This is a genomic window from Pseudonocardia sp. McavD-2-B, from assembly GCF_024124365.1.
Taxonomy (GTDB): Bacteria; Actinomycetota; Actinomycetes; order Mycobacteriales; family Pseudonocardiaceae; genus Pseudonocardia; species Pseudonocardia alni.
This window is the reverse complement of record NZ_JAMXSG010000281.1, coordinates 1-7472: the sequence shown is the minus strand read 5'-3', so window position 1 is coordinate 7472 and position 7472 is coordinate 1. Positions and strand designations below refer to the sequence as shown.

Below are 7472 nucleotides of genomic sequence, written 5' to 3'. Positions count from 1 at the left end.
CGCGTTCGGTGCCCCGCCGCCGGGCGGGCCGGCGCGGGCGTGGATCGGGCACACGCGGATGGAGAACCGTCCGCACGACGGCCCGTGGGCCGACTGGTTCGCCACCGACCGGGTGCTGCCCTACCTGCGGGCCGCCCGGGACCGCGGCGCCCTCGACCCGGCCGGCGCCGCCGCCGTCGACGACGTGTGCGGGCGGATCGGTGCCCTGGCCGGTCCGGACGAGCCGCCGGCCCGGCTGCACGGCGACCTCTGGTCCGGCAACGTGCTCTGGTCGGGCGACGGGGGCGGCGACGGCGCTGCGTGGCTGATCGACCCGGCCGCGCACGGCGGCCACCGCGAGTCCGACCTCGCGATGCTGGACCTGTTCGGGCTGCCGCACCTCGACGTCGTCCTCGCCGCCTACGACGAGCACTCCCCGCTCGCCGACGGGTGGCGCGAGCGGGTCCACCTGCACCAGCTGTTCCCGCTGCTGGTGCACGCCGTGCTGTTCGGGGGCGGGTACGGCGCGCAGGCCGTCGCGGCCGCGCGCCGTCTCCCCTAGTACGCCCCGTGCTCCCCGCGCAGCGGGAACCCGGCGGCCCCGCCGTCGGCGAGCTTCACACCCAGCACCTGGTGCAGCTGGATGTTGTTCAGCTCGAAGCCCAGCCGGCACGCTGCCATGTAGAGCCGCCACACCCGGGCCCGCCCGACACCGACCTCGGCGACGGCGTCGGTCCAGTTGCGCTCCAGGTTCGCGCCCCAGTCCCGCAGCGTCATGGCGTAGTGCTCGCGCAGGTTCTCCTCGTGCCGGATCTCGAAGCCGGCCTCGTTCATCGCGTCCACCAGCGCCGCGACCGGCTCCAGCTCCCCGTCGGGGAACACGTAACGGTGGATGAACGGGTCGGTGTGACGGTGGTCGGGCCGGTGCGGCTGGGTGATGCAGTGGTTCAGCATCCGCCCGCCCGGCCGGAGCTTGGCGTACATCGACGCGAAGTAGGAGTCCAGGTTGGCCTTGCCGATGTGCTCGGTCAGGCCGATCGAGGACACCGCGTCGTAGACGCCGTCGGGGACGTCGCGGTAGTCGAGGTGCCGGACCTCGGCCAGCTCGGACAGGCCCTCCCGCTCGATGGCCTCCTGCGCCCAGGCGGCCTGCTCGCGGGACAGGGTCACCCCGAGCGCGCGGACGCCGTGCTCGCGGGCGGCGTGGCGGACCATGCCGCCCCAGCCGCAGCCGACGTCGAGCAGCCGCATCCCCGGCTTCAGGTCCAGCTTGGTCGCCACCAGCTCGTACTTGGTGGCCTGTGCGGTCTCCAGCGACGCGTCGGCGTCGGGGTAGGCCGCGCAGGTGTAGGTCATCGACGGCCCGAGCACGAACTCGTAGAACCGGTTGGACACGTCGTAGTGGTGCGAGATGGCCTGCGAGTCGCGCCGCTTGGAGTGCAGCAGCCCCTTGGGGCGGGCCTCCAGGTCGGGCGGCGGCATCCGGTGCTCGCGCCAGTAGGGCAGCAGCCGGCGCGCCAGCCACAGCTGCTCCCGGCGCGGGATCGAGTGCAACGTCACCTCGGCCATCGCCCGCAGCGCGGTGTAGAGGTCCCCCTCCACGTCGAGCTCCTCGGTCACGTACGCCCGGGCCAGCCCGAGCGAGCCCGGGGCGCTCACCAGCCGGGCCAGCGCCCGGGGCGAGTTGACCCGCAACGTGACCGGGGCGTCGTCGGGCCCCGACCGCGACCCGTCGAATCCCTCCACCCGCAGCTCACGCGTGGAACCCAGGACGTGGGACAGGATCCCCGCCACCGGCTCGGTCGTCGCGGCCCGCCGTTCCAGTACTCCTGTCATCGCCGATCCCTCCCCTGTCGATCCCCGCGGTGCGCTCGTCAGCGGCCGGTGACCTTGGCGAACAGGTCGGGAGACCGACCGTCCGGGTCGTACCGCTGCTTCACCGCCCGGTAGGCCGCACCGTTGTAGTGCGACCAGAACTCGTCCTCGCCGTAGTGCACGGTCGAGTACAGCGACTTGTGCCCGCCCAGGTCGGCGACACACTCCTCGATCAGCCGGTTGTGTGCCCACCGGTCCCCCGGCTTCTCCGCCACCGAGGACCAGAAGCCGACATTGACGTAGAGCCGGCCCGGCTCCATCGGGTACAGCGGCCAGCTCCGCTCCCCGCGCAGCTGCAGCGGGCACAGCCACACCGGCTCGATCCGGATCTCCCGGTGGAAGAACTCGAGGAACTCCGGGAGCCGCTCCACCGGGATCTCCACGTCCTGCACGACCATCTCCTCGGCGGTCCCGCCGAGGGCCTCCCGGACCCGGTTCGACGCGCCGTGACGCTGGTCGAGGGCGACGAGACGGCGGTAGACGTCCGAGCGGCGCAGGCGGCGTGGCCAGAACCGGCGCACCACCGGGTGCTGCACGCCGAACGCCCGCGAGCACCAGAACCAGTCGGTGTCCCAGCGCCACAGGTAGTCGTGCACGGTGAGGTGGTCGACCGGGCGGCGCTGCAGCGACCGGTAGAACACCTCCTGACCGGTGTAGTCGGAGATCCGGGCGCCCGGCATCGGGGCGTCGACGAACTCCCCGGTGGTCAGGTACTGCTCGTCGGGGCCGAACACGACACCGTCGAGGAAGTCCACCTCGCCCGCCGCCACGAACCGCTCGATCGCCGCCGACGCGACGGAGGCGCTCGCGTACCGGTGGTGGGTGAGCTTCACGAAGGGCTTCACGGGCGCCAGCTCGACGACCAGGCGGACCGCGTAGCCGAGCGTGCCGTAGGAGTTGGGGAACGCCGCGAACAGGTCGGCATGCTCCCCGTCGGGGGTGACGTGCAGCAGCTCCCCGGCCGGGGTGAGGACGTCCATCTCGAGCACCGACTCGTGCGGCAGCCCGTCGCGGAACGACGTCGACTCGACCCCGAGCCCGGTGACCGCTCCCCCGAGGGTGATGGTCTTGAGCTGCGGGACGACCAGCGGCATGAGCCCGTGGACGAGGGTGGCGTCCACGATGGTCTCGTAGGTCGCCATCCCCTGTACCTCGGCGGTTCGCCGGTCCGGGTCCACACCGAGCACACCGTCCAGTGCGGAGGTGTCGAGGCGTCGCGCGGCGGCGCCGGTGTCGCGGTCACCGAACCGGAACAGGTTCGACGACGGCTTCCCCAGCTGGACGGCGCCGGCTCCGGCGCGCGCCCGGCGCAGGTTCTCCACCGCGGCGTCGTGCGCGGTTCGGGTGGCTGTCCCGGCGAGCATGGCGGTGACGATAGACCCATATCGTTTGCGACGCTCATGATTAACGGAGGGTCCTCCGTCACAGGACGCAACGATCTTCCCGGCGGGCGGTACCGGCACCGTCGTGATGTCATCGCGCCCGTGGCACACACCAACGAGAACCCCGCGCAGAACGTCACCTTCCCCTCCGGCGGCGACACCGCGCACGGCTACCTGGCCCTGCCCGAGTCCGGGGCCGGACCCGGCCTGATCGTCATCCAGGAGTGGTGGGGCCTGACCGACCACATCGTCGACGTGACGAACCGGTTCGCGGCCGAGGGATTCGTCGCGCTCGCCCCCGACCTGTATGGCGGGCGCACCACGCACGACTCCGACGAGGCGGGGGCGCTGATGGGTGAGCTGCCCGTCAACGGCGCCGCGACCGACCTGGCAGGGGCGGTGGAGTTCCTGCTCGGGCGCGACGACGTCACCTCCTCGGCCGTCGGCGCGGTCGGCTTCTGCATGGGCGGCGGCTTCGTGCTGGTCCTCGCCGCGCAGCAGGGCGACAAGGTCGCGGCCGCCGTGCCCTTCTACGGGGTGCTCAAGGAGGACTACCCGTCGTTCGCGAACCTGACCGCGGCTGTGCAGGGCCACTTCGGGTCCGAGGACACCATGGCCCCGCCGGACGCGGTGGAGTCCCTCGCCGACCGCATCCAGGCCGAGTCCGGCACCCGCCCGGAGTTCCTGCAGTACCCGGCCGGGCACGCGTTCTTCAACGACGAGAACCACATGGGCACCTACGACGCCGAGCAGGCCGAGATCGCGTGGACCCGCGCGACGCAGTTCCTGCGCGAGCACGTCAAGTAGCGGCTCAGCGGGAGCGCAGCAGCTCCCGGGCCACGGCGGGCAGCGTGGCGGGTCCGGTGCGCAGCCGGACCCGCTGCGCGGCCGCGGTGAGACCGACGTACTCGTCGGAGGTCAGCACGATGTCCGCCGCGGCCACGTTCGACTCCAGCTGCGCCACGCTCGACGCACCGGGGATCGCCACCGTGTTCGGGTGGTACACCACCCACGCCAGCGCGACCTGCGACGGCGTCGCGTCGTGCGCGGAGGCGACGTCGCGCAGGGCGTCGGTGAGCGGGGCCAGCGCGGCCAGGTTCTCCGGCAGCCACTCCGGCTTGCTGCGGCGCACCGCGTTGGTGGGCCGGTGGCCGGCGTCGTAGCGGCCGGTGAGCAGGCCCTGGGCGAGCGGGCTGTAGGCCATCACGATGCGGCCGTGCGCGGCGGCGTGCGGGACGAGGGCCGCGACGGGCCTGCGGCGCAGGAGGCTGAACTCGACCTGGTTGGACAGCACGGGTCCGCCGAGCGCCTCCTCCGCGGCCAGCCAGCGGTCCAGCGTGTACGACGAGACGCCGGCGTCGCGGACCAGCCCGGTCCGCTGCAGCTCGGCCATCCCACGCATCGCCGACGCGTCGCCGACCAGCGGGTGCGGCTTGTGCACCTGGTAGAGGTCGATCTCGGTCACCCCGAGCCTGGCAGCGGAGGCGGCCGCACGGTGCCGCAGCACCGGGCCCAGGGGCAGGACCGGGAAGAACTTCGTCGCGATCACGACGTCGTCGCGCCACCCGGGGCCACCGCAGGCGCGCAGCGCGTCGCCGAGGATCCGCTCGCTGCGCAGCGGGCCGTAGAGCTCCGCGGTGTCGAACACGGTGACGCCCAGCTCGCGGGCGCGGGCGACGATCCGCCCGGCCTCCAGCGCGTCGCCGTAGCCCCACTCGCTCGTGCCGAACTGCCAGGTGCCCAGGCCCATCACCGACCAGCGTCGTGGACCGGGACCGGGACCGTCGAGGTAGCGCACCTGCGCCAGTGTCCCCGACCGTCCCGGTCCCCGCCCCGCGTCCGTCCCCTCAGCGGACCGGGGCCCCCGGGCCCAGTGGGATCCCCAGTGCCCACCAGGCGAAGAACAACAGCGTCCAGACCGCCGTCATGGCGACGGCCAGGGGCAGCGTGTACGACGCGAGCGTCCCGATGCCCGCGTCCTTGCGGTAGCGCTGCAGGAACCCCAGCGCCATCACGAAGTACGGGCTCATCGGGGTGATCGCCGTCGAGCCGGAGTCGGCGATCCGGAACAGCGCCTGGGTGGTCTCCGGCGGCACCTCGACCAGCATCAGCATCGGCACGATCACCGGCGCCGCGATCGACCACATCGCCGTCCCGCTGGTGACCATCACGTTCACCACGGTGAGCACGGCCAGCACCATCAGGAACACGACCGGGATCGGGACGCCGGTGGTGCGCAGCGCGTCCGCGGCGACGACGGCGAGCACGTCCCCGACGTGGGTCCAGTCGAAGTAGGCCAGGAACTGGGCGATCGCGAAGAACAGCGCCAGCACGGGGGCCACCTGCCGGATCCCGTCGGCCATCAGCTTCGGGACGTCGGCGGCGGTGGCGATCGTCCCGACCGCGCGGCCGAAGACGATGCCGAGCAGGCCGAACAGCAGCGCGATGACCGCGCCGATGCCCTCGACCAGCGGGGACTCGACGACCGAGCCGTTCTCGCCGCGCAGCGGGGACCACTCCGGGGCCATGACCGCGGCGAGCAGGACGGCACAGCCGAGCAGGACCCAGCCGGCGCGGCGCAGGCCGGTCCGCTCGGCCGCGGACAGGCTCAGCCCGGCGACGTCGTCGTCGGGGGCGTCGGGGTCGGGGTCCAGGTCGGGCCGCTTGGCCAGGACGACCCGGGTGACAAGCGTGATCACCAGCGCGAGGACGACCGAGGAGGCGATGTTGAAGAACCAGTTGCCGACCGGGGTCACCACGACCGCCGGGTCCACGATCCGGGCCGCGGCGGTGGTGATGCCGGCGAAGATCGCGTCGTTCGGGGTGGGGACCGGGCTGGCGTCGTAGCCGGAGGCGATCGCGGTGTAGGCGACGACGATCCCGAGGATCGGCGAGCGCCCGACCGCCCGGAACGCGAGCCCGCCGAGCGGCACCAGGATCACGTACGCCGCGGCCGACGCGACGTGCGCGACGGTCCCGGCGAACGCGACCGCGAACACCACCAGCGACGCGGGCACCCGGGCGACGCCGGCGCGCATGGCCGCGGCGAGCAGCCCACTGCGCTCGGCGACCGCGACACCCATGATCACCGTGACGATGGTGGCCATCGGCGGGAACTGCGCGAAGTTGTCGATCATCGACGAGACGGCCATCGCGAGGCCGTCGCCGGAGAGCAGGTTCCGCACCGCCACGGGCTCGCCGTCGGGTGCGACGACGGCGACGCCCGCCGCCGCCAGCCCGGCGCTGACCACGGCGAGGATCGCCGACAGCACCCAGAACAGCCAGAACGGGTGTGGCAGCGCGTTCCCGACCCGTTCGACGACGGCCATCGCCCGCACGAGTCGGGGCAGCTCCCGGTCCTGGGTGGCGGCGGGGGTGCTCATCGCGGTCCCCCGAGGCCGAAGAAGTCCCCGACCAGGGCGGTGGCGCGGACCGTCTGCGTGGTGACGCCGCCGCCGGAGTAGGCGGTCGCGCCCGGCCAGGTGTGGCCGCCGCCGTCGACGGCGACGTGCCGCACCCGGGCCCCGTCCCGGCAGCCGCGCCAGGTCGCGATGGTCACGTCGGGCTCGATCCGGCGGGTCTGCCGGTGGGCCCGGCAGCCGTCGCGGGCGACCCACTCGGCGACCTTCGCCGGGATCGCGGGCAGGCCGCGGTCGGCGTCGCCGGTGTAGGGGATGGTGGCGTCGCCGGTACCGTGCACGAACAACGCCGGGACCGGCCGGCCGGGCCGGCACGGCGGTTCGCCGTCGCGGTAGTAGGCGCCCGCGACCGGGGCGATCGCGGCGATCCGGTCGGGCATCCGGCAGGCCAGGATCTCGGTGAAGCCGCCGCCGTTGGACTTGCCGGTGGCGAAGACCCGGCCGGGGTCGACGCAGAGCGTGGACTCCAGCTCGTCGAGGAGGTCACCGGTGAAGGCGACGTCGTCGACGCCCGGCGCCGAGTACGGGGCGCCCTGCCAGGAGCGCTTCCCCTCACCGCCGGGGACCCCGTCGGGGTAGGCGACGACGGCGGGCAGCCCGGACAGGCCGGAGAAGTCCTCGGTGGTGGCGCCGTCGTTGCCGCGTCCGTGGAAGACCAGGACCACCGGGGTGGGCCGGTCGGGGCGGTACCCCTCGGGCAGGTGGACGCGCACGGTGCGGGCCAGGCCACCGCTGTCCACGGTGCGGACGGCCGTGGTGCCCGGTGCCTGCGGTGGGGTGAGGCCGCAGCCGGGGCTCCGCGCTCCGGCCGGGCCGC

At 73.5% G+C, this 7472-nt stretch carries 7 protein-coding genes; 2 read left to right on the top strand and 5 right to left on the bottom strand.

Features of this window, described 5'->3' with window-relative positions; genetic code table 11:
* Positions 1-541, top strand: a 541-nt coding sequence (locus NH602_RS25860; protein WP_253069149.1) for a fructosamine kinase family protein, incomplete at its 5' end; no start/stop codon positions are given.
* Here NH602_RS25860 and NH602_RS25855 read toward each other — a convergent pair.
* Both NH602_RS25855 and NH602_RS25850 read right to left on the bottom strand, forming a co-directional pair.
* Positions 538-1815: a class I SAM-dependent methyltransferase gene (locus NH602_RS25855; protein WP_253069148.1), complete on the bottom strand. Its 1278-nt coding sequence runs from the start codon at positions 1813-1815 to the stop codon at positions 538-540. The genes NH602_RS25860 and NH602_RS25855 overlap by 4 nt on opposite strands.
* Positions 1816-1853: 38 nt before the next feature.
* Positions 1854-3218, bottom strand: coding sequence for an FAD-binding oxidoreductase (locus tag NH602_RS25850; protein ID WP_253069147.1), 1365 nt, complete (start codon positions 3216-3218; stop codon positions 1854-1856).
* A gap of 120 nt (positions 3219-3338) precedes the next feature.
* Between NH602_RS25850 and NH602_RS25845 the strand changes: the two genes are divergently transcribed.
* Entirely contained in the window at positions 3339-4043 is a 705-nt protein-coding gene (locus NH602_RS25845) for a dienelactone hydrolase family protein (protein ID WP_073577076.1), read from the top strand.
* A gap of 4 nt (positions 4044-4047) precedes the next feature.
* Here the strand turns inward: NH602_RS25845 and NH602_RS25840 are convergent, their stop codons facing one another.
* From NH602_RS25840 to NH602_RS25830, 3 genes are all read right to left on the bottom strand, one after another.
* Complete coding sequence (locus NH602_RS25840; protein WP_253069146.1) at positions 4048-5034, bottom strand: aldo/keto reductase; 987 nt, start codon at positions 5032-5034, stop codon at positions 4048-4050.
* Between the two features lie 49 nt (positions 5035-5083).
* The gene (locus NH602_RS25835) at positions 5084-6619 is read right to left on the bottom strand and encodes an AbgT family transporter (RefSeq protein ID WP_253069145.1); all 1536 of its coding nucleotides are present in this window, start codon (positions 6617-6619) and stop codon (positions 5084-5086) included.
* Positions 6616-7472, bottom strand: an 857-nt coding sequence (locus NH602_RS25830; protein ID WP_253069144.1) for a PHB depolymerase family esterase, incomplete at its 5' end; no start/stop codon positions are given. The genes NH602_RS25830 and NH602_RS25835, both read right to left, overlap by 4 nt.